This is a genomic window from Vibrio jasicida 090810c, assembly GCF_002887615.1.
Taxonomy (GTDB): domain Bacteria; phylum Pseudomonadota; class Gammaproteobacteria; order Enterobacterales; family Vibrionaceae; genus Vibrio; species Vibrio jasicida.
In genome coordinates, this window is record NZ_CP025793.1 from 227014 (window position 1) to 251286 (window position 24273).

General features: G+C 45.5%; 21 protein-coding genes. 9 read left to right on the forward strand and 12 right to left on the reverse strand.

The features are described from left to right. From C1S73_RS18640 to C1S73_RS18660, 5 genes are all read right to left on the reverse strand, one after another. A complete protein-coding gene (locus C1S73_RS18640; RefSeq protein ID WP_038871616.1) occupies positions 1-1914 on the reverse strand; it encodes a bifunctional diguanylate cyclase/phosphodiesterase in 1914 nt (637 codons plus the stop codon). 5 nt (positions 1915-1919) lie between these two features. Beyond that, a complete protein-coding gene (locus tag C1S73_RS18645; protein WP_038871574.1) occupies positions 1920-2603 on the reverse strand; it encodes a transglutaminase-like cysteine peptidase in 684 nt (227 codons plus the stop codon). A 113-nt stretch (positions 2604-2716) separates the two neighbouring features. Then, on the reverse strand, positions 2717-4108 hold the full coding sequence (locus C1S73_RS18650; protein WP_038871570.1) for an HlyD family type I secretion periplasmic adaptor subunit: 1392 nt from the start codon (positions 4106-4108) through the stop codon (positions 2717-2719). 113 nt (positions 4109-4221) lie between these two features. Further along, positions 4222-5448, reverse strand: coding sequence for a sigma-54-dependent transcriptional regulator (locus C1S73_RS18655; protein ID WP_038871569.1), 1227 nt, complete (start codon positions 5446-5448; stop codon positions 4222-4224). Further along, the gene (locus C1S73_RS18660; protein ID WP_038871567.1) at positions 5441-7324 is read right to left on the reverse strand and encodes a sensor histidine kinase; all 1884 of its coding nucleotides are present in this window, start codon (positions 7322-7324) and stop codon (positions 5441-5443) included. Before C1S73_RS18660 ends, C1S73_RS18655 begins: the two co-directional genes overlap by 8 nt. Before the next feature lie 127 nt (positions 7325-7451). Between C1S73_RS18660 and pdxH the strand changes: the two genes are divergently transcribed. Beyond that, a complete protein-coding gene (gene pdxH, locus C1S73_RS18665; RefSeq protein WP_038871564.1) occupies positions 7452-8087 on the forward strand; it encodes a pyridoxamine 5'-phosphate oxidase in 636 nt (211 codons plus the stop codon). 63 nt (positions 8088-8150) lie between these two features. Here the strand turns inward: pdxH and C1S73_RS18670 are convergent, their stop codons facing one another. Further along, on the reverse strand, positions 8151-8870 hold the full coding sequence (locus C1S73_RS18670) for a helix-turn-helix transcriptional regulator (protein WP_080774286.1): 720 nt from the start codon (positions 8868-8870) through the stop codon (positions 8151-8153). A gap of 779 nt (positions 8871-9649) precedes the next feature. On the opposite strand from C1S73_RS18670, the gene C1S73_RS18675 reads away from it, so the two are divergent. From C1S73_RS18675 to C1S73_RS18695, 5 genes are all read left to right on the forward strand, one after another. Further along, positions 9650-10459, forward strand: a complete 810-nt coding sequence (locus C1S73_RS18675) for an AraC family transcriptional regulator (RefSeq protein ID WP_038871560.1) — start codon at positions 9650-9652, stop codon at positions 10457-10459. Between the two features lie 415 nt (positions 10460-10874). Beyond that, a complete protein-coding gene (gene putA / locus C1S73_RS18680; RefSeq protein WP_038871558.1) occupies positions 10875-14006 on the forward strand; it encodes a bifunctional proline dehydrogenase/L-glutamate gamma-semialdehyde dehydrogenase PutA in 3132 nt (1043 codons plus the stop codon). A gap of 11 nt (positions 14007-14017) precedes the next feature. Continuing rightward, on the forward strand, positions 14018-14725 hold the full coding sequence (locus C1S73_RS18685) for a 1-pyrroline-5-carboxylate dehydrogenase (RefSeq protein ID WP_038871556.1): 708 nt from the start codon (positions 14018-14020) through the stop codon (positions 14723-14725). A 136-nt stretch (positions 14726-14861) separates the two neighbouring features. Continuing rightward, entirely contained in the window at positions 14862-16355 is a 1494-nt protein-coding gene (gene putP / locus C1S73_RS18690) for a sodium/proline symporter PutP (protein ID WP_038871553.1), read from the forward strand. A gap of 180 nt (positions 16356-16535) precedes the next feature. Next, positions 16536-17045: a MerR family transcriptional regulator gene (locus C1S73_RS18695; protein WP_038871551.1), complete on the forward strand. Its 510-nt coding sequence runs from the start codon at positions 16536-16538 to the stop codon at positions 17043-17045. A gap of 124 nt (positions 17046-17169) precedes the next feature. Here the strand turns inward: C1S73_RS18695 and C1S73_RS18700 are convergent, their stop codons facing one another. Then, positions 17170-17700, reverse strand: a complete 531-nt coding sequence (locus C1S73_RS18700; RefSeq protein WP_038871549.1) for a GNAT family N-acetyltransferase — start codon at positions 17698-17700, stop codon at positions 17170-17172. 148 nt (positions 17701-17848) lie between these two features. Between C1S73_RS18700 and C1S73_RS18705 the strand changes: the two genes are divergently transcribed. After that, positions 17849-18088 (forward strand): RNA recognition motif domain-containing protein, encoded by a 240-nt coding sequence (locus C1S73_RS18705; protein ID WP_038871547.1) that lies wholly within the window; start codon positions 17849-17851, stop codon positions 18086-18088. A gap of 41 nt (positions 18089-18129) precedes the next feature. Here C1S73_RS18705 and C1S73_RS18710 read toward each other — a convergent pair whose 3' ends face one another. Further along, entirely contained in the window at positions 18130-18654 is a 525-nt protein-coding gene (locus C1S73_RS18710) for a GNAT family N-acetyltransferase (RefSeq protein WP_038871545.1), read from the reverse strand. Positions 18655-18661: 7 nt separating this feature from the next. Further along, positions 18662-19267, reverse strand: coding sequence for a histidine phosphatase family protein (locus C1S73_RS18715; protein ID WP_038871543.1), 606 nt, complete (start codon positions 19265-19267; stop codon positions 18662-18664). A gap of 444 nt (positions 19268-19711) precedes the next feature. Between C1S73_RS18715 and C1S73_RS18720 the strand changes: the two genes are divergently transcribed. Next, a complete protein-coding gene (locus C1S73_RS18720; protein WP_038871541.1) occupies positions 19712-19960 on the forward strand; it encodes a hypothetical protein in 249 nt (82 codons plus the stop codon). A gap of 7 nt (positions 19961-19967) precedes the next feature. Here C1S73_RS18720 and C1S73_RS18725 read toward each other — a convergent pair whose 3' ends face one another. Beyond that, a complete protein-coding gene (locus C1S73_RS18725; RefSeq protein WP_005428989.1) occupies positions 19968-20135 on the reverse strand; it encodes a hypothetical protein in 168 nt (55 codons plus the stop codon). Positions 20136-20457: 322 nt separating this feature from the next. On the opposite strand from C1S73_RS18725, the gene C1S73_RS18730 reads away from it, so the two are divergent. Then, entirely contained in the window at positions 20458-20934 is a 477-nt protein-coding gene (locus C1S73_RS18730) for an Lrp/AsnC family transcriptional regulator (protein ID WP_038871538.1), read from the forward strand. Between the two features lie 68 nt (positions 20935-21002). On the opposite strand, the gene C1S73_RS18735 is transcribed toward C1S73_RS18730, so the two are convergent. Together C1S73_RS18735 and C1S73_RS18740 are read right to left on the reverse strand one after the other, a co-directional pair. Beyond that, the gene (locus C1S73_RS18735) at positions 21003-21710 is read right to left on the reverse strand and encodes a DUF445 domain-containing protein (protein WP_038871536.1); all 708 of its coding nucleotides are present in this window, start codon (positions 21708-21710) and stop codon (positions 21003-21005) included. 637 nt (positions 21711-22347) lie between these two features. Continuing rightward, positions 22348-24186 carry an ABC transporter ATP-binding protein gene (locus tag C1S73_RS18740; protein ID WP_038871534.1) on the reverse strand — a complete coding sequence of 613 codons (1839 nt, stop codon included), beginning with the start codon at positions 24184-24186 and terminating at the stop codon, positions 22348-22350. Positions 24187-24273 lie beyond the last annotated feature (87 nt).

Genomic DNA, 24273 nt, shown 5'->3' on the forward strand with positions numbered 1-24273 from the left:
TTATTCCTTGTCGACGATGAAACCTTGGAAGACCTCGACGAAGTGCTCGGTGAGGAAGTCCAACTGAATCTGCGTTTCTACACGTGATGCAATCGTCGTGATACCCAAGTTGTGAGCGGTTCGCGAGATCGAAGTCAGCGTGAATTTCTGTTTTTCGTCATGCAAGTTGTGCGTGAACAGGTAATCCAGTTTTACGTAATTCGGGCGGAACTCCTGAATGTACTCAAGTGACTGGAAGTTACGACCATAGTTATCAACACCGAATTCTGCACCTGACTGACGAATGGCATTACACAGTAGTGCTGTATGGTGTGGATGGTCGATGAAACACGCTTCTGGAACCTCAAAGTGCAGCATTGGCGCAACTTTCGAGTGCTTCTCTAGCATGCTGGTGGTCCAGCGAATGAACGAAGGTTGCGACAGACTGCTTTGTGCAATGTTGATGGCAACAGGCTCGTTCAACTCACCGCTTTCTAGCATTTTAATCATCGACTCAATGACGTATTGGTCGAAGATGTTGGTGGCATCAAGCTGCTCTAAAGCAAACAGGTATTGGTTGGCACGGAAGGTCTCGCCATCTTTTTCGATACTAGAGAACACCTCGTTGTGGAATACCTTGCCCCATGTGTTTTTCGCAGATTGAAAACGGAATTTAATCCAATCACCGTGAATCGCTTCTTCAACCAGCGCTTTCCATTGCTGTTTACCCATTAGGTTAGAAGAGTTTTCACCACCCACGAAGCCGTAAGCTCTGTCTGGTTGCGCTTTTGCTTTCGATAGTGCGTTATCCACCATGGAAAGCACTTCTGAGCGTGTTTTCTGATCTTTACTGTGTGCCACGCCGAGCGAAGCTTTTGGTTTAGCAAGACCTGTTGGGTCTGTGTTCAGACCATTCACACAGTTGACGATGCTATCCGCTAGGATGCGAAGTTCGCTTTCATCCATGTGTGGGAATAACAGACCGAATTCGTCGCTTGATAGACGAGCAATGGTTGCTCCTGGTACATCGATAGTGTTTTTAAGACGTTGAGACAACTCTTTCACGTGGGCATCAGCGCGTTGGTAGTCTTTCGTTTCGTAGATGTCACCAATGTACTCTGCATGGAGTAGCGCGATACCCCCTTGCGTTTGTTCTGCCAACCATTGGTCAACTTGGTTGATGTAGAACGAGCGGTTACCCAGTTTGGAGATCGGATCTAGGTAAGCTTGTGCACGTAGACGCTGCGCTTCTTTCGCTTGTTCTTTGAATGACAGTTCAATCTGAGCCGACATCATATTGATACCGTCTACGACTGCAATGAGGTCTTTGGTCTTTGGACGAGCAAGCGGGTCACCAAATTGGTTGTTGGCGATTTCGTGCATTTTCTTAACGATGGCTGCTAAAGGTTTGAGTGAGCGACGTAGGATGTAAGAAATCGCGACTAAACCCGCTAGGAAGATAACGCCAAATGCCGATAGCAGGCGAATAAAGCCTTGCCACAACTGTTCGTAAGCAGCACCTGGGTGGCTGATGATTTCTACTTCAGCCAGTTGCATCCAACCACTAGTTACGACGCGTTTATCGTGAATCGCTTTAAATAGATTCAGGTCGATAAACCACTGCGGGACATGGCTTGGCTTTACTGGGTACGAGCGCACGATCTGGTAATCCGAATCTAACGCGGTGAGACGTACGACAGAATAAGTACTGCCGTCAAACAACGCATTAATCACGGACTCGACTGCCACCTTATCTTTATCTTTTAGATACGGTGCCAATGCTAAACCAACGGTGTTAATGGTGTTGTTGACCTCTGAACGTTGCTGCTGCTCTAAGCTGTCTCGAGTAGTGTTGAACTGGATTACGAATACTGATGCCATCAAAAGTAAAAAGACCGTAACCATTCCCACTACAAGCTTCTTATATAGGGTCATGTTTTTCACTCGTCATAGTTAATTTTAGGTTTCTTTAACTGCAACTTACGTTCGCGCGAGCGTAAGTCATTCCAAAGACTCAAACGTGAGGCTTTTCCTGCTAACTCTCCAGTGCCAGCAGAAGACTTCATTAGCCATAGGTTTGAACCATTAAAACTGTAAATCGGTAGCAAGTCGCTACGTTTGGAGGCTCGAACAATGTCTGGGTTGATATTGTCGAGAATGAGCGGCTCAGAGCTTGGGGTCGGGTAGTAAGCCAATACCATGTGGAATTGATCCAGTTCGATGGCTTTAACATAGATCAAGCGCATCTTAGAATCGGGTATGCCTAGCTCCAGCAGTGAGAAGTACTTAGCAATAGTGAAATCTTCACAATCGCCCGCATTACTGCCCAAAAATTCGAGCGGTGTTGCCCAGTAGTCTTTCTTTCCCCAAAGTTTGATGTCGTCAACGAAGTAAAGTTGGTTGAAAAAGTCGTTAACGCCTGCAAGCTTCTCATGAGTCTCCAGTGTTTTAAAAAAGTCGATGTTTTCCCGCCATGTTTTCACGCGCATTCCTGCCCGCTCACCATAAACTGAAGTGACCGTATCGACCCATCGCTGTTCCTTGCTGTTGAGCGCCCCAATTTGGAACGAAAAACAACTGATGCTGATTAATAATGTAACTTTACGCTTCAATTTGGGTGGCATATTCGACTCACATCACAAGTGTACCTTTGAAATGCGTTCGTGGGTGAGAAAAGTGCTTTTTATTTAACCACTTGTCGTCACTTAAGAACACATTATTTGTACCTTGCAGATACTTACTCCTTCAGTGCGTTGGTTTTGGCGCTCAAAATCGGTTTAAGCAAGTATTCCAAAACGGTTCGTTTCCCTGTGATGATATCGACCGATGCTGTCATTCCGGGAATGATTGGTAAGTCAGCATCCTGTCCAAAATTGGTTTTATCGGTACGGACTCGAACAATGTAGAAGCTGTTGCCTTCTTCATCTTGTGTGGTGTCCGCACTGATGTGTTCTAGTTCACCCTCTAGACCGCCATATTTGGTGAAATCATACGCGGTAAACTTCACGATGGCGTGAAGGTCTGGACGCAAGAAGGCGATGTCTTTTGGGGCAATCTTTGCTTCGACCAATAAAGTGTCTTCGGTTGGAACGATTTCAACAATGTCCATACCAGGCTGAATAACACCACCAACGGTGTTCACGTTGAGAGTTTTGATGGTGCCGGTTACTGGAGAAACCACCACGGTGCGGTTTACTCGGTCTTCTAGGCCTACCGCGGATTCTACGAGTGCGGACAGTTGGTCTTGAGTGCTATTGAGCTTTTCTTGTTGTTCAGAGCGGAATTTCAATGCCACATCAATACGGTTAAGCATGGATTCTCGTATCGCAGAACGAAGCACTGGAATTTTCAGTTCACTAGAGGTCATCTCACGGCGAGTATCATTTACTTGGCGTTGAAGTTTGAGTAGCTCAATACGAGGTACGACACCTTCGTCTGCCAGTGGCTTCGTGATATCTAGCTCTTTCTTTGCGAATCGGTAGCTTTGGCGCAAGTTGTTAACTCGCGCCCTAATTTCAACCAAATCTTGTTGTTTCTGCTTAACTTGCTGATCGATAACTGACAGCTGGTTGCGTAAGTTGTCGAGATCTTCACGGTACTCTGCTTTTTGGCGTTGGGTGAGGCGAGGTTGGTTCTCTTCAAGCGTCGGTGGGAACGTTAATTTACCGTAATCGAGTAAGACACTTTGTTCCCAGTCTTTGTCTTCAAAATCACGGTTCACTTCTACACTGCTGATGGAGGCTGAAAGCTGCAACACCGAAGCCGTTAAGTTCGCTACTTGTTGTTCACGTTCTCGAAAGTCTGAGCGAAATCGCGTGTCGTCAATCAGCAACAGCTGCTGGCCTTTCTCTACTTGTTCGCCTTCTTTTACTAAGATCTCTTTGACCAAGCCGCCTTCAAGGTTTTGTACCACTTGGATTTGAGAAGAAGGAATGACTTTGCCTTGACCAACCGTCACCTTGTCGATTTGCGCCCAAGATGCCCAGCCAATAGCAGCAACAAAAAACAACACCATAACCCACAACATAAGGCGGGCACTACTCGGCGTGTTCAGGAGCAAAGCAGCGGTTTTATCGTCAACAAAATCCAACTCGTCGTTGCTTAGCTTGTTGTAGTTGTCTCGGCTCATCACATTCCTTGTTTTATAAAGACGGTTTATCTTTTTGATCTTATTATTATTAACCGACCATGTCAGCATGCTCGGTTAATAAAAATGTGTGAAAGGGGTAGATGGCCCCTCTTTTACAGTGCCTTGAACTTTGTTTTATCCAACTGATGTCGTTTTAGTTTGTCATACAAGGTTTTTCGCGACACCTGTAATTCTAGTTGAACCTCTTTGAGTCTGCCTCTATGTCGTTGTAGTGCATCGAACAATAAGCAATATTCAAAGTGTTCTGTGCGTTGAGTCATACTTTGGATTTCAATGCTCTTTTCACTGTTCCAGTCTTCCATGCGAAACGCATCTGGTTTGAGGGCGCGCAATTCCGCAAACTGCCTCAATTGTTTGATGTTTTCTGGCCAAGTCAGTTCTGTTATTCGTTTTACTTCTGCCAAACTGATTTGTGGTGGTTGCAACTGATAACGACTGGCAGCATGGCGAACAAAATGTTTATACAGCGGGCCTATGTCTTCTTTGCGCTCGTCCAAGCTCGGCATGCGAATCAACTTAGCCAATGTCTCGACTCCTTGCACTACTTTGTTTGCGGCCCCAAACACGCGTTGTAAGCTTGGGTGCTTAAACAGGCATTGCCATTGTGGTAATGAGATGTGTTCGGCACTGTGAAGATACAAACTGCAATGTGGTCTCCCTTGTGACAAATGATAAATCGCTTTGTCGAACGCATCCGAGCTTAATTCATACAAATCTTCACCAGACGCGACGATCATTTCACTGTCTGACGTGGCATGAATATCGTGGGCAAATTGCGCAGCGAGCCTTCGTCCTGTGCCATCTTCGCCAAAAAAGATCAGTGGCTGGTGGAGTGAGGCGCTGATTAAAGTTCGGCGAATATCGACCATAACTTGGCTATGACCAATCATTTTTGGCCCCACGTGCGTTTGCATATCGAGCTCTTTTTTCAACCAGACGTTTTCTTGCAATAGAGTCAGTTTGTCACTGGCGTTATTCAGTGATTTTAACAGTTGCTCTGTCGAGAATGGCTTTTCGAGAAAGTCATATGCGCCACTTTTCATCGCCTCTACTGCTGTTTTTACATCACCGTGGCCAGTGAGAACAATAAACTGAAAGTGATTGTTTTTGCTCAGCAGCGTGCGCATAAACTCTAAGCCGTTCATCACTGGCATATGGATATCGGTAATGATCAAGGCTGGTGTGTGCGGGTCGATAACGCGTAGTGCTTCGACTGCATTGGGAAAACAGGTTACTTCGATATCTTCAATTAAAAGCGCTTGTGATACAGCATCACGAATATGTGGTTCATCATCGACAAAGAAAACAGGATTATGCATAGGTGTTTTCCCCTAAGGACGGTGTTGTAGCGAGTGGAACCGTGATAACAAAAGTCATGCCGTTTACTTTTTGTGTTTGAGCGTCTAGATGTTGGTAAGCGCTCAAAGCACCTTGATAGCTCTCTAAAATACGTTTTGAAATGGTTAACCCTAAGCCCAATCCCTCGGGCTTGGTAGTGAAGAATGGGTCGAAGACTTTTGCTAAGGCACTCTCGGACATGCCTGGGCCGTTGTCGGAAACTAAAATATCGCAGTGAGTTTCTTCGCATTGCACGGCAATCGAAATTTGTGGATCAATGCAGTAGCTATCCATGGCTTGCGCCGCATTATGAAATAGGTTAATCAGCACTTGCTCAAGCTCAACGCTGTGAATCGCTAACCTCACGTTATATTCGATAGTTGGCACTTTTAATGTTACGCCTTGCTTGATTAGCTTGTTACTCAAAATTCGCGTGGCGTTGTGTACAGCATCATGCAGGATGGCGACTTCGCTGTGTTGGTTGCTGTCGGTTTTGCGTGTAAAGACTTTTAAACGAGCAATGACTTCGGCAATCGTGTTGTTGAGTGACAGCATCTTATTCAAATTGCTTGCCACCACAGGGTAACGCTCCTTTGCCATCAAACGTTGTGAGTTTTCGGTGTAGGTTCGCAGCGCGGCAAGCGGCTGGTTAATTTCGTGATTGATGCTGGCGGACAGCTCCCCAAGTAGTGCGAGTTTGGCGGCTTGCGTCAACTCTTGTTGAGTTTGCTTGAGTTCTCGCTGACTCTTCTCATATTGATGCACGGTTTGCTGCAATTTGTGGTTGGCTTGGCTGAGGACCAAAGTTCTTTCCGAGACTTTTTCTTCCAAGTTCGCGTTCACATTCGCGAGGCGTGCTTTGTTGACCAGCATTTGGAACCAAGCCAAAGCAATTAAACCAACCAAGGCATACAACAGTAGATAAATGACATCGGCTTGAAGAACGGCGGTGAGTACTTCTTGCTGGCTGATCAGTGCTACAACACGAAAGCCTTTTTCAAACAACTGGGTCGCGTATGCTAGATAGTTTGGAGAGAGTAGAAGTTGATTGTTTTTAAACTGCGTCGCACCACTTTTTCCGGTTAACTCACCACGATATTCTGGTAGGGAGTGGCCGTATTGTTGGGTTTGACTGAGTTCATGTTTTGCTGCTTCGGAAAGTGGAAACAATGCGCGATAACGCCAATCCGGTAGATTACTCATGAAAACGACGTCATGCACGCCTGTGACGAGTAAATCTCCATCGTCTTGAACCAACCTTTGTTCAAGTTGTTCTAAGTTGACTTTAACCGTAATCACTCCCGCGACTTTGTCATCAACCCAAAGCGGAGATGAGAAGAAATAGCCCCGCTTATTAGAGCGAACGCCTAATCCAACGTATTGGGCTTTCTCGCCATTGAGCGCGTTCTGAAAATAAGGGCGAAAGGCAAAGTTAGAGCCCACAAAACTGTCGTCTTGCTGGTAATTACTTGATGCGATTACTAAGCCCGTTTTGTCGTGGACATAGATGGTATCGGCCAAGCTTTGTGTGAGCCATTCCGCCAACAAACGGTTAAGTGCATCAGACGGTTTTCCGATTTTTATAGCGTCGAGCAATCTTGGATCGTGGCTGAGTAGATTGGGGATTTGTTCAAACTTAGCCAACTCATAATCGATCTCCTGAGCAACTTGCGTGGCTTGGGTCTGAAGTTTTTTTTGCCATTGATCATGTTGATGCTCGGTCGCGTACTTATGAGTCGATATTAGCCCGACCATACCGATGGCGAGTAACACCAGCAAAAAATGGCGCAGAGCTTTGGGGTTGAGTAGGTTCACGGTTGGCTCACTCGTTTTTAACGCCATGTTATCAAAAGGCATTTAACGATGCTGTGAGCCGCAGCTACAACGTGACACAACACAAATCGCAATCAGAGTTATCGTTTGCTGTCCTTGAAATTGAGTATCATCGGGCGCACAATCGGAAAAAACGAGTGAAGGAGTGAAGATGGAACTTGCTGATATTCGTCGTGAGTACACAAAAGGTGGCCTGCGTCGTAAAGATTTAAAAGCAGATCCTGTCGATCAATTTAATTTGTGGTTGGCGCAAGCGGTAGAAGCTGGCTTGACCGACCCTACTGCAATGACCGTTGCCACGGTTGATGAGAATGGCATGCCATTTCAACGTATCGTACTACTGAAAAGTGTCGATAAAGATGGTTTTGTGTTTTACACCAACTTGGGCAGCCGCAAAGCACAGCAGCTTGGGCACAATAGCAATATCAGCCTACATTTCCCTTGGCATCCGCTTGAGCGTCAGGTCCATATTACGGGCGTTGCAGAGAAGCTGTCACCGATGGAGAACATGAAATATTTCACTTCTCGCCCGAAAGAGAGTCAGCTTGCTGCTATCGCCAGTAAACAAAGTAGTCGTATTTCCGCTCGAGGCGTGTTGGAAGGCAAATTCCTAGAGCTGAAACAGAAATTCGCCAAAGGGGAAATCCCAATGCCAACCTTCTGGGGTGGCTTCCGTGTGAAACCACAAAGTATCGAGTTTTGGCAAGGTGGCGAGCACCGCTTGCATGATCGTTTCTTATTTTCTAATCAAGAAGGGACGTGGGACATTGATCGTCTTGCGCCATAATCACGCGAAAAAAAAGAATAAAAAAACACCGCCCAATTTGGCGGTGTTTTTGTTTATTAAGAATCAGCGTTCGCCGTTAAGCACCACAGAGAGCTGATGTTTAAGTAGGGTCTTTGGCACAATGGAGCCGTAACCAGCTTCCATCGCTTTGTCGATCAACTCATTCTTGCTGTTGGCTTCAAACTTCGTACGTAGACGAGCAACATGCCCCTCTACTGTTTTAGTGGAAATACCCATGACCTGAGAGATGAATTGCGGTTTTTTTCCATACAGCAATAGGAATAAGGTTTCTTGTTCGCGGCAGGTTAGCTTTTCGGGTTCGGGTTTCAGGTTAGAGAAGCGGAAGATTGATTTTTTGCTCGGGTTTCCACCAATGGCTCGACAAACCCAGTAGCCAACTTCAATGACCGCGGTGTCGGTCAGTTCACGCCCATAAAAGATGGTGCCAATGATGTTGCCATCGTCATCTCGCCACGGCGTTTTAGTAAAGATATGCGCTCGCCAATGACCATCAGGATAGGGGTGGATATCGAGGATCTTCAGTGACTCGCCAGTCTCAATAACATGCTTATCTTGCTCTTGAAACTCTTTTGCACACTCAATGGTTGGGCTCGCCATTTCAAAGTCTGTCTTTCCAATACAGGCTTCAGGTGAATCGTAGCCTATCAATTCTGCGTATTCCTGATTCACATATCGGAATACTGACGCTTTATCTTTGCATCCCCAACAACCCGGTAGCTGTCGGAGGAGCGACTGTTCTATGGTATTGACTGGAATATTCACAAGAGGGCTCACTACTGCTACGTATCGCCTGCTTTATTGCAGGTCAGTGTTCTCACTTCGATTATCCTGAAATTTCTCTTACGAAATCGTTCCTTGATCATGCTTTCAGGAATTGCGCCAGACAAACTGGAAAAGAGAGAAGATAGATCAAGTTAGCTCAGCGTGATGATTAAGCTCAGGATACGGTGAGGTGGCCCATATAATATCAGCTTATGCCATTGTTTTCATTGGCGTAGAGCAAAAAAAAGGCCAGCCTGAAGACGGGCTGGCAACACAAGATATAATCTTGTCGACGTGTAGAAGAGGTTCTAAATTACATAGCGAGGGTCTGCTAAGTAAGTTAGAGGTATCAAGTAGATACCGGTGAACTCAGGGTCGTATGCATCCTAGAGCTCGAGGTCTAATGTATTGAATTGAGCGTATATTGGTAAGGGGGGAATTCCCTCTATGTTGCTGTTTTCTGGTTAATTCATGCGCTTTTGATCGTAATTTTGACCTCTTGACTTACATTGGTGTGCACTTCAACCGCAAAGATCTTTTGAGTCGAGCTGTCTCAACTTTAGTAATTTTGACTATCTATCCGTTTTTGTTAAAAAAATTGGTTGCACATTGACCGTAAGTTACTCTTACATGATCATCGTTCCGGAACTATGATCATGTAGAGTGCCTTGATCGTGTTGGTTTGATCTTGTGCGATTGAGTTGGGGAAGATTTGCAACCCCACCGAGAAGGTATATGATGCCAAGGTGTAAGCCGACCGTGAAAGACGACTGTTTTAAATGAGTGATTCAAATAACCCGAAAGCCCCGCTGTATAAAGAGATCGCGCTGCCTAAACCAGCAGAGTTGATCACGCTTCCGTCTTATATGGATTGCCATGATCATGCTTACACGCAGATCGTGATCGGTTTGAAAGGCCAAGCGGAATTTGAAGTTCGTGGACAGGGTAATTTAGTTGGTCCGGGACAAGGCTGCATCGTAACGGCGTCTTCTGATCATGCTTTCGGCGGCGTGATTCATCAATCAGACATTTTGGTGCTCAACATGCCAAAGCCTGCTAATGATGATCCTGAGATGCTACAGAAAATCAATAATCTAGAGCGCTCTCATCTTTACTTCCAACTGGATGGTCAAATCCAAAAGCTGATTCAGATGTTGGTACAGGAGATGCGTAATCATCCTGATGATTTGCTGCTTAGTCGCGCTTGTAACGATACTGTGATTGCGTTGATGCAACGCCATATCTCTTCATTTGAAACATCAAAAAAAGATTCACGATTCGATTTGGATGCGATAGATCGTTACATCGAACAGCATTTGAGCCATAAAATCAGTGTTGCGCAGTTGGCAGGTAGTGTGTTCTTGGGCGAAAGCCAGTTCCACAGCTTATTTAAAGAGCAAATGGGTATAACGCCGCATCAGTATGTGCTAGGTAAACGTATTGATATGGCGCGTGATTTGATTGAGCAAGGCCACCTTACGCTTGGCCAGATAGCCGAATTCACCGGTTTTTCTAGCCAAAGTACTTTCACGCATACTTTTACTCGTTTACAAGGTTTGTCACCTTCGCAGTATAAGAAACAGAGTTAATAAAATATCTTTCTTTTTGTTAGTCTTGTTGCTTATTGATAGAACGCCGCGCATTGGTCGCGGCTTTTTTACGTCTGTATTTTGCACAGGAAAGTCGAACTTTTTTGCGTAATTCCCCTTTAAATTTTCAGTGTTTTTGCCCATTCCTCACAAAATCACAATCTAAATCCTTCTTATTCAAATAAAAATTACCCAAAACCTCTCTACTTTTGTTGTAAATGACATGCAAAAATTAATTTTTACAACACAATATATTATCTAATTGCGTGTGACTATGTAGATGTTTTGTTATAAAAGCGAGTTTTTAGCAAAAAGCTCGGAGTTTTTGACAAGTATTCTTCTCGGGCTCAAAATACACTGCCAGCCATTGATGATCCTCGAAGCGGTTTTCGAGGAGAGAGATTGAGGAAAACGCATGTTTACTGCAACAAACGTGTTAACACCGGAATTTATCGAGCAACCGCTTGATAAGTTGTGGTCACTGATCTCGCCATTGTACATGGTGGACGAGTCTCAATGGCTAGAGCAATTATTGCCACTAGCAACGCCGACAGCGGAAGAAAAGTCGGCAATCACGACCCAAACAACTCAGCTTATCGAAGCCATTCGTGCCGATAAGAAGTCAATTCAGATGATTGATGCGCTGTTGTTGGAATACAGCCTAGATACTCAAGAAGGCATCTTGTTGATGTGTCTTGCAGAAGCGTTGATGCGTATTCCGGATTCAGCGACGGCCGATGCACTGATTAAAGACAAGTTAAGTGTTGCGGATTGGAAATCTCACCTTAAGAGTTCAGATTCTGTCTTCGTTAACGCTTCAACTTGGGGTTTGATGCTGACAGGTAAAGTGATTGGCATTGGTGACCAAGAAACCCAGAGCCCAAGTCAGGCTGTAAACCGTCTGGTGAACAAATTCTCTGAACCTGTGATTCGTAAAGCCATGTATCAGGCAATGAAGATCATGGGTCACCAGTTTGTACGTGGTCGTACGATTGAAGAAGCACAAAAGAACGGTCGGCCAATGCGCGACAAAGGTTTCACTTACTCATTCGATATGTTGGGTGAAGCGGCGCTAACCACGGCAGACGCAAGTAAGTACTTCAAAGACTACCTAATGGCGATTGAAGCCGTAGGTCGAGAAACGTATGGCAGTGACACGAGTCCTGCGCCTTCTGTTTCTATCAAGCTTTCAGCACTTCACCCACGTTACGAAGTAGCGAATGAAGAACGCGTGATGACTGAGCTTTACGATACGCTGACGCAACTGCTTAAGCGCGCTATCGAAGTGGATGTTGCCATCACGATTGATGCAGAAGAAGCAGACCGTCTTGAACTGTCACTGAAGCTGTTCGAAAAACTGTACCGTAGCGATCTACTCAAAGGCTGGGGCAAGTTTGGTCTTGTGGTTCAAGCCTACTCGAAACGTGCGCTGCCAGTATTGGCATGGTTGAACGGTTTAGCGAAAGAGCAGGGCGATCTTATCCCACTGCGTCTCGTGAAAGGTGCGTACTGGGACAGCGAAATTAAGTGGTCGCAACAAGCGGGTTACGAGAATTACCCTGTTTACACGCGCAAAGAAGCGACGGATGTTGCTTACCTCGCGTGTGCACGCTTCCTACTAAGTGAAGGCGTGCGCGGTAATATCTTCCCGCAGTTTGCTAGTCACAACGCGCACACTGTTACTGCAATTGCTGTGATGGCAGAGCACAAAGATTACGAATTCCAACGTCTGCATGGTATGGGCGATTCGCTTTATAACCATGTAATGGACACTTATGGTCAGCCAGTGCGTATTTACGCGCCAGTCGGTAGCCATGCGGATCTACTGCCTTACTTAGTTCGTCGCTTACTAGAAAACGGCGCGAACAGTTCGTTTGTGCACCGTTTAGTGGACGCGCGTTGTCCAATTTCAGAGCTGACGCATCACCCTGTTGATGTGCTGACCTCTTTTGATACTTTGCACAACGGTCAAATTCCAATGCCAACTGGTATTTTCCCTGAGCGCAAAAACTCATACGGTGTGAACGTTGATATTGATAGCGAAGCGAAGCCGTTTGAAGCGCAGGTTGAAAGCTTCCTAACCCAGAAGTGGACTGCGGGTCCGATCATCAATGGCGTGAAACATGCCGAAAGCATGATCAAGGAAAACTCCGCAGAGATCATTACTGCCCCTTACGATCGTCGTATTGAAGTGGGTCAGGTGGCTTTCGCAAGCCTTGATCATGTTTCTGCTGCAATCGAAGCGGCTGATGCTGTATTCCCAGAGTGGAAAGGCACCGCAATTGAACTAAAAGCGGCGTGCCTAGATAAGCTTGCGGATCTGATGGAAGAAAACTTGGCTGAGCTGGTGGCGATTTGTCACCAAGAAGCGGGTAAGACGATTCACGATAGTATTGATGAAGTGCGTGAAGCGGTCGACTTCTGTCGTTACTACGCGAAGCAAGCGCAAAACCTCCAGCCGTTCGAGTTGGAAGGTTTTGATGGCGTGAAACGCATGTCTAGCCGCGAAGGTTTGGGCGTATTCGTTTGTATCAGCCCATGGAACTTCCCATTAGCGATTTTCCTTGGTCAAATCACCGCGGCATTGGTTGCAGGTAACACAGTTGTGGCTAAGCCCGCTGAGCAAACTAACTTAGTTGCGGCGCGTGCGATCGAATTGATGTTAGAAGCCGGCTTCCCAGCGGGCGTGATTCAGCTATTGCCGGGTCGTGGTGGTGAAATTGGTCATGCACTAACGTCTCATGATGCGATTGCAGGTGTAGCATTTACTGGTTCGACGGCAACGGCGCAGCGCATCAACGTGACGCTTGCCGAGCGCAGCGCGAAGCCAGTCCCGTTTATCGCTGAAACTGGCGGTCAAAACGCCATGATTGTGGATAGTACGGCACTACCAGAACAAGTTGTGCGTGACGTGATTCGTTCCGCTTTCGCTTCTGCAGGTCAACGCTGTTCTGCTCTGCGTGTTCTGTTCGTTCAAGAAGACGTTGCGGACCGCATCATCAACCTTATCCAAGGTGCAATGAATGAGCTGCATGTTGGTATTCCTTACCTACACAAAACGGATGTAGGGCCGGTTATCGACAGCAATGCAAAAAATAAACTCCTTTCTCACCTAGAGCACATGACAAGCACACAAACCAAAGTTGCTCAATTGCAATTGGATGAAGCGTGCCAGCACGGTGATTTTGTGTCGCCAAGTGCGTTCGAAATCTCGGGCATTGATGTTCTGAAAGAAGAGCAATTCGGCCCTATCTTGCACATTGTTCGCTTTAAAGCGTCTGAGTTGCCAAACGTGGTTGAGCAAATCAACCAAACCGGTTTTGGCCTCACAATGGGCATCCACAGCCGTAATGAAACCACTTACCGTTGGATTGAAAAACACGCTCGCGTGGGTAACTGCTACATCAACCGCGATCAGGTTGGTGCAGTCGTTGGCGTTCAGCCATTTGGTGGTCAAGGTTTGTCTGGTACAGGTCCGAAGGCGGGTGGTCCTCATTACCTATACCGCTTCACTAAACAACATCTTGTTCAAGCAGAGAAGGCGTAAGGAGTCGTATTATGGTTCATCAGATCACGTATTTTAAAGATGCATTCTCTGCTTGGGAGCAGTGGAATCTGACCGATTTTGATTACAAATGTGAGCATTTGCTGGCATTTAAATCTGCGATAGAAGAGCAGCATAGCGTGGCTGGCAAAGTGGTGTCTTACCACTTGCAACAAGCGTCAGCTCTGTTAGCAGAAACTCATCAGTTAGTGGGCCCTACGGGCGAAACTAACGAGCTGTACGCGGCGGGGCGTGGTGTGGCTTTGGTCGTTTGTGAAAACAACCTAGCGAATACTGAGAACGCACTGTACAGCACTTTTGCAATGATCACCTGTGCCCTGATTGCGGGCAACAGCGTGGTGATTTGTAGTGACAATACAGAACTTAATCAGATGGTTAAGCAGGCTGTAACGTCAGCAAACTTCCCATCTAACTTAATCCAAGTGGTTGCGTACGACGCGTCTTCCCCGCTGTTAGACAGCGACGTACGTAGTGTTGGTTATGTTGGGCATTCACAGGTTGAGCATGCGCTTAACCTGCAACTGGCTAAGCGTGACGGTGCCATCGTCGGTTTAGTTTCTGAAACGGATTTAGAGTCACCGACATTGACTCATGATCCTCATCTGTCGTTGCGCTTCATTACTGAGCGTACTCGAACGATAAATATTACAGCAGTGGGCGGTAACGCGACTCTACTCGAGTTGGGAAGCGACTCCCACTAACCTGACTTGTGATACCAATCTGAATAAAAGAGCCTGAGAGCTTACTCGGGTTGGTATCTCTTGTTCTGGTGTATTGCTGAGACGGCAAAATACCCGAAGAAACAAGGAAGGAAATAATTATAACGAGGACTATCAAATGATAGAAAATAGCTTTGCTATCACGACCACTTTTGTGGCGTATTTACTAATTATGGTTGCCATTGGCGTTTACGCGTATAAGAGGACTTCCAATTCATCTGACTACTTCCTAGGTGGTCGTAGCCTTGGTCCATGGCCAGCGGCACTCTCTGCGGGCGCATCAGACATGAGTGGTTGGTTGCTGCTGGGTCTTCCGGGGTATGCGTATGCAGCAGGTATCGAAGCGTTCTGGCTAGCGGGTGGTCTGCTACTGGGTACGTGGGCAAACTGGTTGATCAATGCGAAGCGTCTACGTACGTATAGTATTCAAACCGATTCACTAACGCTGCCTGAGTTCCTGTCGCGTCGCTTCAACGATAAGTCGAAACTGATTCAGACAATCTCTGCGTTCTTCATTCTTTTATTCTTCCTTTTCTACACCAGCTCAGGCTTGGTTGCAGGGGGTAAACTGTTTGAAACCGTATTCGGCTTGGATTACAGCATTGCCGTTATCATCGGTACCGTGTGTGTGGTTTCGTACACGCTATTTGGTGGCTTCCTGGCGGTATCTTGGACGGATTTAGTACAAGGTCTATTGATGGCGGCGGCACTGATGATTGTGCCTGTTGCTGTAATGGACGGCGGTCTAGGTCAACTAGCGACTGACATGCACAACATCAACCCAGAGCTATTAACGCTATGGAACGATGTGAAAGGTGAACCTCTATCGGCTATCGCGATCATTTCGCTAGCGGCTTGGGGCCTAGGCTACTTTGGTCAGCCACATATCCTAGCGCGTTTTAAAGCTTCTCGTTCAAACAAAGACCTAACAACAGCGCGTCGTATCGCTGTGGGTTGGACTGCGCTGTCTATGGCGGGTGCAATGCTTGTGGGTCTTGTTGGTCTAGTGTGGGTAACAGGTCACCCTGGTACCCAACTGGATGATGGTGAGAAAATCTTCATGCTATTGGTGAATACGGTATTCCACCCAGTGATTGCAGGTATCCTACTGGCGGCAATTCTTGCGGCGGTAATGAGTACTGCAGATTCACAGCTTCTAGTATCTTCATCAGCTCTTGCTGAAGACTTCTACAAGCAAGTGATTAAGCCAGATGCAACGTCTGAAGAAGTGGTAATGATTGGTCGTGTAGGCGTTATCGTGATTTCTCTTATCGCGCTATTCCTAGCAATGACGCCAGATAGCTCTGTTTTAGGTCTTGTATCTTACGCTTGGGCAGGCTTTGGTGCTGCGTTTGGTCCGGCAGTTGTACTTAGCCTTTACTGGAGCGGTATGAACCGTAACGGCGCACTAGCAGGTATCCTAATCGGTGGTGTGACTATCGTGGTTTGGAAACAGCTAACAGGCGGTTGGTTCGATGTGTACGAAATCGTACCGGGCATCATCTTCTCTACTATCGCTATCGTGGTTGTGAGCAAAATGACTGGCGGTGCTGCGCAAGACGTACTAGAGCAACACAAAGAGTACCAGAAGAAGTTGGTTGAACTAGACTAATCATTCTCAAGTGAAAACAAAGCCCGCGACCATCGCGGGCTTTTTTGTGTTTGTTCGATAGCAATTTGAATGACCACTAACACCTCAATTAGAGAATTTCTGAGATATAGTAAAAAAACGTGTTGACCCGTCTATCAGTGTAGGGCTGATGCTATGTCTGTACCGACAAAAGGAGCCACTATGCTAACCATAACCCAACTGGCCAGAGAGTGTGGACTCTCCCGTACTACGATTCTTTACTATGAGCGTGAAGGCTTGCTAGCGCCTGCACATCGTTCAGAAAACGGTTATCGATGGTATGGAGAAAAAGAGATGCAGCGTTTAAAAACGATCTCGTCTTATCGTTCTTATGGGTTACCGATTTCCAGCATACGCACTTTGTTGGCACAGAAAGGCAAATCTCAAGCGGAGATCTTGAAAGACCATTTCAATGAGCTCGAACGCGAGATTCAAAACCTACGAGCGCAGCAAAAAGCGATCATGGTGCTATTACAAGAACCACAACTGATAGAGGATAATATTGTGACTAAAGAACGTTGGGTACAAATCATGCAAGCTGCGGGTTTCTCTGAAAACGACATGGTGACATGGCACCAGAAATTTGAAGAGATGGAGCCTGCTGAGCACCAAAAATTCCTTGAATCTTTGGGGATTGAGCAAGACGAAATTGTGCGCATTCGTGCTCTATAATTAGCGCCTAAGCAGCGCATTAAAAACCGGTTAAATAAGAATAAGCCTCTTCGTGAGGCTTATTCTTATGGCGTTATATTCAATAGAAAAAAGTTTAATAACAGGCAGCTTGATAACAAACCGTTTAGTTGCGGATTTTTGAGTAAACTACAGTGTTGCTCAATTCCCCTGAGGTAGACAGGCGGTCGTGTCTCAACTCGCCTTCAAAATCATAGCCACAACGCTCTGCGACGGCGCGGCTTTTTAGGTTGGTTGAATCTGCCGTAATAGCAATGCGCCTCGCACCAAGATCTTCAAACGCGTAGCGCTCTAGTTCAAGCACCGCTTCGGAGATGTAACCATTGCCCACTGCGGTATCATCTAACCAGTAACCGATCTCAAATGCTGGTACTTCTTGGTCTCTAATCATCAAGCCTACGGCGCCAATTAAGCGATCGCTTTCCTTTTCGATGATGAAGTAACGTAATTCCTCTTCGAAGTTTTCAAAGTTGGCGATGGCTTTTTCTGTTCCCTCAATCATGGCTTCTAGTGTGAGCACATGTGGCACCCAAGGAAGGTACGTTTCGAGCGTCTTCTGGCTGCGCACAACCGCTTGATGTGCTTCTTCTGCACGTTCCAAACAAGCAGGGACTAACTTAAGACGTTTCGTTTCCATATCGATTCTCCTTTGGGTGAAAAATGAACGAAAAATCATTTAATCAGATGTACTTAGAATGATCTAGTCGTTAGTACAATATTATTCGCTTGGTTTGCTTGGAAGAACCTGAGAGAATCGTACGGTTATTAAACCAACTAGGTTCATTATGAAACTTTTAGTAAGAAACTTGGCTCGTGAAACGACCGAGCAAGATATGCGCACATTATTCTCAGCGCACGGCAAAGTAGAACTTTGTACTCTGGTTCTTGATCAAGAAACGGGTCTATCGAAAGGGTTTGGTTTTGTGATCATGCCAGATGAAGCAGAAGCAATTGCTGCACTAGAAGCGCTAAACCTTTCTAGCGTCGCGAAAAGCAAAATCCGCGTGAAAGTCGCTCAAGACTAAGATAGAGAAAAGCCAGCATCATCGCTGGCTTTTTTGTCCCTTCAAACGAACGTTTTTTGATAGACACAAACTTCACGCTCAGCCCCTTTAGGACCAACCCAAGTGTTTTCGACATAAGGTACATTGAGTTTGTTTATCACCGATTTGGAACGGTGGTTTTCTACTAAGTGCAGTACCTTAATTCCGGCTAACTCAAAGTCGACACGTGCGAACTCGATTAGGGCGTTCGTAGCTTCAAACGCGTAACCCTTCCCCCAGTAAGGGACACCTAGCCAATATCCTAAAGTGCCATAACCATCCTCAATTCTCGGTATGCTCACGGCCCCTAATAACTCTCCTGACTCACGCAAGGTAATCGCGTAGACGACACCTCTGCGCTCGTCGTACGTTGGCTCATGTCCTTCAATCCATGCTTTCGCCATAGACAGCCCATAAGGATGTGGAATGTTCGCGGTCATATCTGCGATGATTTTTTCACCCGCGAGTAAAGCGACGCGTTCACTATCTTCATGCTGAAAAGGTCGCAGAATGAGTCGTTCAGTAAAGAGTTTTGGTTGTGTTGGCATAACGGCATCACCTTACAGATTGAATGACCCACACATCAAGATCAGGTCGGTAGGTAGTATCGAAGTAGCCTAAATCGTGAAATGCGAATTGAACTCCAGCTTCATTCGCTCTAGGTTGGTTGCCGCAAATCACATTGAACATGGCGCTCATAAAACGGCCGTGGGAGACCACCAAGTAACGGCCACGGCCTCTTCTTATGATGGACTGAAGAGCAAGGCTAGCACGTGCAAAAAGTTCCACACCGCTTTCCCCTTCATTGGCAGAGACAACGCAAGGTTGGTACGGGTTGACGAAATCAGCCATAGGGTATTTGTGTTGAGATTCGCTAAAAGGTAGCCCTTGCAAAGGGCCGTTATCACGCTCCATCAATTCATCATGTGTGGTCATAGGGACATTTAGGTGTGTAGAAAATATCTCTCCAACATGACGTGCACGCTGCATTGAGCTACTTAAAATCGCATCGTACTTTCGCCCTTCTTCGGCAAATTGTTTCGCGCGATTTTCGGCTTGTTGAATCCCTACTTCGGTGAGCGGACTATCAAAGCGCCCTTCGTGAACGCGTAAATCATCCGCTTGTGAACGTCCATGACGAACAAAAGTAATGTGGATCATCGGTGACTTCCTTGTCAGTTATTTTTATTGGGCAGAAACGCTGAACAATAGCATGGCTTTACCAAATAAAAGTGGGTTCAACTAATTCCTATCCTTGTGATTCTCTATTATTTTTGGATGAAATTCACACTGTAAATCGCTGAAATTTGAACCGGTGATGATGGGGGGCTTGATAATTGTCAGCCGTCGCCAATCGCTTTTGAATAAAAACAAACGGCAATAATAACTTATGTGCTATGTCGCGTAGAATTACATACATAAGCGTTATTTTTCATAGTTGAGGAATGAAAGTTGAGGTCTGACCAAGGTCTCATAATTTGACCACTGAAAAGGGATTTTTTGGAGGTGGGACACAAAAAAACAATGGGGCTTTTTTATTGTGGAATTATTTTGAACAAAATATGTCAATTGTCAGTAGCACAGGAAAAAGCAGGGAGAGATGTAATGCCAGATATTTATTGCTCAGCTTGTAGAAGATCAACGCAGCATAAAGTGATCATGAAGCGTTGTGAACCAGAGCAAATTGCGACACTGAGCGGCAAAGTGGTGAGCTTTACGCAGCTGATGGCCAAATTTGTAACAGGTGAACACTATTACGAAATGGAGCCTCAATATTATTGTCGTTGCTGTAACCATCGCGCTATTGGTGAATTAGTTCAGCATCCAGCGCGACAGACATCAGCGATAATGTAACCGGCGTTTAGGCTGCGAGTTCTTTCTCGGTAGCAAATGGTAATCCGTCGATCATAACTGGCCAGCCGTAAGAGGCATATTCAGACGCCAGAGACTTTGCGACTTCGTGTGAAACGGTCGTGTACGTCCATTCGCCAACACCAAATGGTTTGTACGCGAGTTGTAGGGTTAACATTGCTTTCTCCTCATTATTTTTGCCTATTATTACCTTACTATTTGGCTCATTTCTTTTCTTTAAAGCTCGTATTTTTCTCTCCAAAGTTCATCATTCCATTTTTTCGTTAACAAAATTATCTTATTAATAAAGTTACCTATATTGGTCTGCGTATCTATAAATTTGGCATATGAATGTTTTCATTTTTTGAACGTTTGACACTTTTTTGTACATGGCAATCGTTAAATGTATGCAGGTTTCACACGTTCTCTCTTTCACTATTTGCAAACTGAATAGTAACTATTAATCTGAAGGCTCCTAAGTTGTTAAAAGGATGTGGTTAATGAGTTATCAACTAGACAGAATTGATTTACAGATTTTAAGGATTCTGCATTCTCGAGGCCGAATTCCGATCGTTGAATTGGCAAAACAAGTCAATTTAACCACGTCTCCATGCTCTGAGAGAGTCAAAAGACTCGAAAAAGAAGGCTATATTAATGGCTATCACGCCGAACTTAATGCGGAAAAGTTAGGTTTAGATGTACAAGTTTTTATCCATATTCGTCTCGATCAAACCAGCTTTTCGATTTTTGAAAAATTTGCTAAAGCCGTAGAGCTGATGCCAGAGATTGAAGAGTGCTATTCATTGTCTGGTGATTTTGACACCATGATTAAGGTAAGAGTAAGGAATATGAAAGCTTATCAAGAGTTCATGTCGAGTAAGCTTGGGACGTTGCCTGGTGTGATTCAGACTCGTAGCGAAGTGGTGATCGAAGAGCATAAAACGGGGTTTGGCGTTAATCCAGAGCTGTTAAGCTAACTAAGGCTAAATGCTAGGTACAAAAAAGGAGCCTACTGGCTCCTTTGTTATATCAGGTAGATAAATGCTTATGCGCTAACGTAGGTGGTTAAAATACCAATTAAACCACCAAAAACACCGCCCCAGACGACTAGCCAACCCAAGTGCTCTTTTATCATCTTCTGCACGATTTCTTTAACAAGAGCGGGCGTCAACTCACTTAGCCGCTGATCAATAATGCTTTCAATGTTTTGTTTGATTTCATCCATCATCGCTGGCGATTCTAATTGATCTTTTAACGCTGCTTTGATGGTGTCGCTTTGGCTCAGTTCTACAATTGATTCCTGCATCTTTTCAACAAACGGTTGTCTCATTGGTTGCAGGGCTTCTGTGCCCCCAAACATTGCAAGCATACCTCCAAACTGTGAGCCTTCGATGACTTCGACAAGTGAATCAAACGCTGGGTTTAAGTCCACTTTTTCGATGACAGGTTGAAGGTTGATGTTTACGCCTCCTGCCATTTCTTTATTAAGGAAACGGTCGATGTTTGCTTCGGTAAAGAACTGCTCCATCATCAAGTTTTTGATGGCCAGCTTAAACTCCTCGAACCGTGCAGGAATAACGCCAGAACCATAAAGCCCTGGAACTTTCTCAAACAGCATGTGGATGGCTAGCCAGTTGGTAATTGCGCCAGAAAACGCAAACAAACCTGCATACCAAAGGTAATCGTTTTGAATTTGGTATCCTGCACCCATCAGAGCGATAGCAAGGATATTAGTCAGCAAACTTTTGTTCATAGTGAGCGATTATGTATGAATTGAAGAAGGAATAAGTGGACATGATTCTATACCTAAGTCACACCGAGATGCTAGGTTGTGAGAATAATCGATTGGGTAAGGCGTGGTGATAAAGAAGCACAATGTTGATAAAGGCCAAAAAAACAAAACCCGACAATCATTGTCGGGCCACTGCTTTTTCTTAGAAAATCTAAGCGTCTTTTTTGGTCTTTTAGAAGCGGAAGATCTTACAGCAAAGTTGGCATTTCCAGCGCTCTGAGTAGCCGAATAGTTTATCTGCCCAACTTTGTTTTACTTGTACGATCTGCATTGAACCACATTTGCACATAAGCTAATTACCTTATTATTAGATTAATAACTAAGCCATCGATTGAGTATAGCTGTTTCTCAAAAAGTGAAATAACAAATGAAGCCAGCTCAATACTCTGCGTTGTGTCCACTGCTTTCGAATACGCAACGGGGCGCTATATTAACAGAAAAAATGTGATATGCACCTATATTATTGTTTCATATGTGAGATTTTAAGTGATCTCGATCACCTTTTGTTTGGGGTTATCAAAATTACCTTAGTAGACAGAAGGTAAAAAAAACGGCGCTTGAAGCGCCGTTTCTGTTGGTCTCTTTTTTTGAAAGAGATTTAGCTATTGGATTCTTCTCCAAGAAAACCACCGGTCTGGTGTGCCCAAAGCTGAGCATAAATGCCGTTGTTGGCAATCAGCTCTTTATGAGTCCCTTGTTCAACCACGTTACCTTTATCGAGCACTATCAGGCGATCCATTTGCGCAATGGTCGACAAACGGTGTGCAATAGCAATAACCGTTTTACCCTGCATGAGCTCGTTCAAGCTTTCTTGAATTGCCGCTTCAACTTCTGAATCCAGTGCTGAAGTCGCTTCATCAAGTACCAGCAGAGGTGCGTCTTTTAGCAGTACTCGCGAAATGGCGATACGTTGGCGTTGACCACCAGACAGTTTCACACCACGTTCACCTACTTGTGCGTCGTATCCAATGTTGCCAAACGGGTCAGTTAGGGTTTCGATAAACTCATGCGCGTGCGCTTGCTTGGTGGCTTTGATCAGGTCTTCTTCGCTTGCATCTGGGTTGCCATACAAGATGTTGTCACGAATCGAACGGTGCAGCAGTGACGTATCTTGTGTCACCATGCCGATATTTGAACGTAGCGAGTCTTGTGTGACACTTGATATCTCTTGTCCGTCAATCTTGATACTGCCTTCTTCAACATCATGAAAACGCAGCAACAGGTTCACTAAGGTGGATTTACCAGCCCCTGAACGCCCGACCAGGCCGACTTTCTCTCCTGGTTTGATATTGAGGTCGAGGTTGCTTATCACGCCCTTGTTTTCACCGTAGTGGAAGCTGACGTTGTCAAAGTGGATACCACCTTGAGAAACTTGCAGATCTTTTGCATCAGCTTTGTCTTTAATATCGATAGGTTTGGACAGTGTCTTTATCCCATCGACAACCGTGCCCATGTTTTCAAATAGAGCACCGACCTCCCACATGATCCACATTGACATGCCGTTCACGCGCAGTGCTAAACTGACCGCAATCGCGATGGCACCGACACTGATCGCGCTGTCTAGCCACAAGTAAATTGACAGAGCCGCTACCGAGAAAACCAGCAGGTAATTTGAAATCTCAACCGCGATATCAAAACCAGTCACCAAACGCATTTGACGGTACACGGTATTTAAGAAGCCTTTCATACCCTCTTCGGCGTAGTCGGTTTCACGCTTACTATGCGAGAACAGCTTTACCGTCTGAATATTCGTGTAACTATCGACAATACGACCTGTCATGGTAGATCGAGCGTCCGCTTGTTCAGACGCAACGTCTTTCAGTTTCGGAACAAAATGCACTTGAATGGCAATATAAGCCAATAACCAAATGATCATTGGAATCATTAAACGCCAATCTGCTGCGGCTAACATCACGATCATGCTGGTGAAGTAGACAGACACATAAACAAAGACGTCCATCGTTTTCATGACGGTCTCACGCACGGCCAGTGAGGTTTGCATTACTTTGGTGGCAACACGTCCCGCAAAATCATCTTGATAGAAGTTCAGGCTTTGATTGAGTAAATAGCGGTGTGCCAACCAACGCACCGACATAGGGTAGTTACCAAGCAAGGTTTGGTGAATCAACAAAGAATACACAACCACCAAAATGGGCATGACAATCAGTAACAACGCGCCGTAAAACATCAGCTCTGCTTTGTTGTCTTGCAAAAACGTTTCAGGGTTGCTGGTGGAAAGCCAATCGACCAACTGACCCATGGCACCAAATAAAGACACTTCCACGATCGCCACAATGGTCGACATGATCGACATGATGATCAGCGGTTTTTCAAAGCCGCGAGTGTAGTGGCGTAAAAACGCGAAAATCCCAGTAGGGGGCTGGTCAGGCTGTGATTTGGGGAACGGCTCGGTAAAGCCTTCAAATCGTTTAAACATAACTCTTCCTAAAGTTAATGGTTCCCATCTCAGTCATTGAATTCATCAATTCTTCCTGCCTTGGACTAAGCAGTTAATACTGAGTAT

Coding starts and splice junctions, on each gene's coding strand:
- C1S73_RS18640 (WP_038871616.1), bottom strand. CDS start 1,914: ATGACCCTATATAAGAAGCTTGTAGTGGGAATGGTTACGGTCTTTTTA.
- C1S73_RS18645 (WP_038871574.1), bottom strand. CDS start 2,603: ATGCCACCCAAATTGAAGCGTAAAGTTACATTATTAATCAGCATCAGT.
- C1S73_RS18650 (WP_038871570.1), bottom strand. CDS start 4,108: ATGAGCCGAGACAACTACAACAAGCTAAGCAACGACGAGTTGGATTTT.
- C1S73_RS18655 (WP_038871569.1), bottom strand. CDS start 5,448: ATGCATAATCCTGTTTTCTTTGTCGATGATGAACCACATATTCGTGAT.
- C1S73_RS18660 (WP_038871567.1), bottom strand. CDS start 7,324: ATGCCTTTTGATAACATGGCGTTAAAAACGAGTGAGCCAACCGTGAAC.
- pdxH (WP_038871564.1), top strand. CDS start 7,452: ATGGAACTTGCTGATATTCGTCGTGAGTACACAAAAGGTGGCCTGCGT.
- C1S73_RS18675 (WP_038871560.1), top strand. CDS start 9,650: ATGAGTGATTCAAATAACCCGAAAGCCCCGCTGTATAAAGAGATCGCG.
- putA (WP_038871558.1), top strand. CDS start 10,875: ATGTTTACTGCAACAAACGTGTTAACACCGGAATTTATCGAGCAACCG.
- C1S73_RS18685 (WP_038871556.1), top strand. CDS start 14,018: ATGGTTCATCAGATCACGTATTTTAAAGATGCATTCTCTGCTTGGGAG.
- putP (WP_038871553.1), top strand. CDS start 14,862: ATGATAGAAAATAGCTTTGCTATCACGACCACTTTTGTGGCGTATTTA.
- C1S73_RS18695 (WP_038871551.1), top strand. CDS start 16,536: ATGCTAACCATAACCCAACTGGCCAGAGAGTGTGGACTCTCCCGTACT.
- C1S73_RS18700 (WP_038871549.1), bottom strand. CDS start 17,700: ATGGAAACGAAACGTCTTAAGTTAGTCCCTGCTTGTTTGGAACGTGCA.
- C1S73_RS18705 (WP_038871547.1), top strand. CDS start 17,849: ATGAAACTTTTAGTAAGAAACTTGGCTCGTGAAACGACCGAGCAAGAT.
- C1S73_RS18710 (WP_038871545.1), bottom strand. CDS start 18,654: ATGCCAACACAACCAAAACTCTTTACTGAACGACTCATTCTGCGACCT.
- C1S73_RS18715 (WP_038871543.1), bottom strand. CDS start 19,267: ATGATCCACATTACTTTTGTTCGTCATGGACGTTCACAAGCGGATGAT.
- C1S73_RS18720 (WP_038871541.1), top strand. CDS start 19,712: ATGCCAGATATTTATTGCTCAGCTTGTAGAAGATCAACGCAGCATAAA.
- C1S73_RS18725 (WP_005428989.1), bottom strand. CDS start 20,135: ATGTTAACCCTACAACTCGCGTACAAACCATTTGGTGTTGGCGAATGG.
- C1S73_RS18730 (WP_038871538.1), top strand. CDS start 20,458: ATGAGTTATCAACTAGACAGAATTGATTTACAGATTTTAAGGATTCTG.
- C1S73_RS18735 (WP_038871536.1), bottom strand. CDS start 21,710: ATGAACAAAAGTTTGCTGACTAATATCCTTGCTATCGCTCTGATGGGT.
- C1S73_RS18740 (WP_038871534.1), bottom strand. CDS start 24,186: ATGTTTAAACGATTTGAAGGCTTTACCGAGCCGTTCCCCAAATCACAG.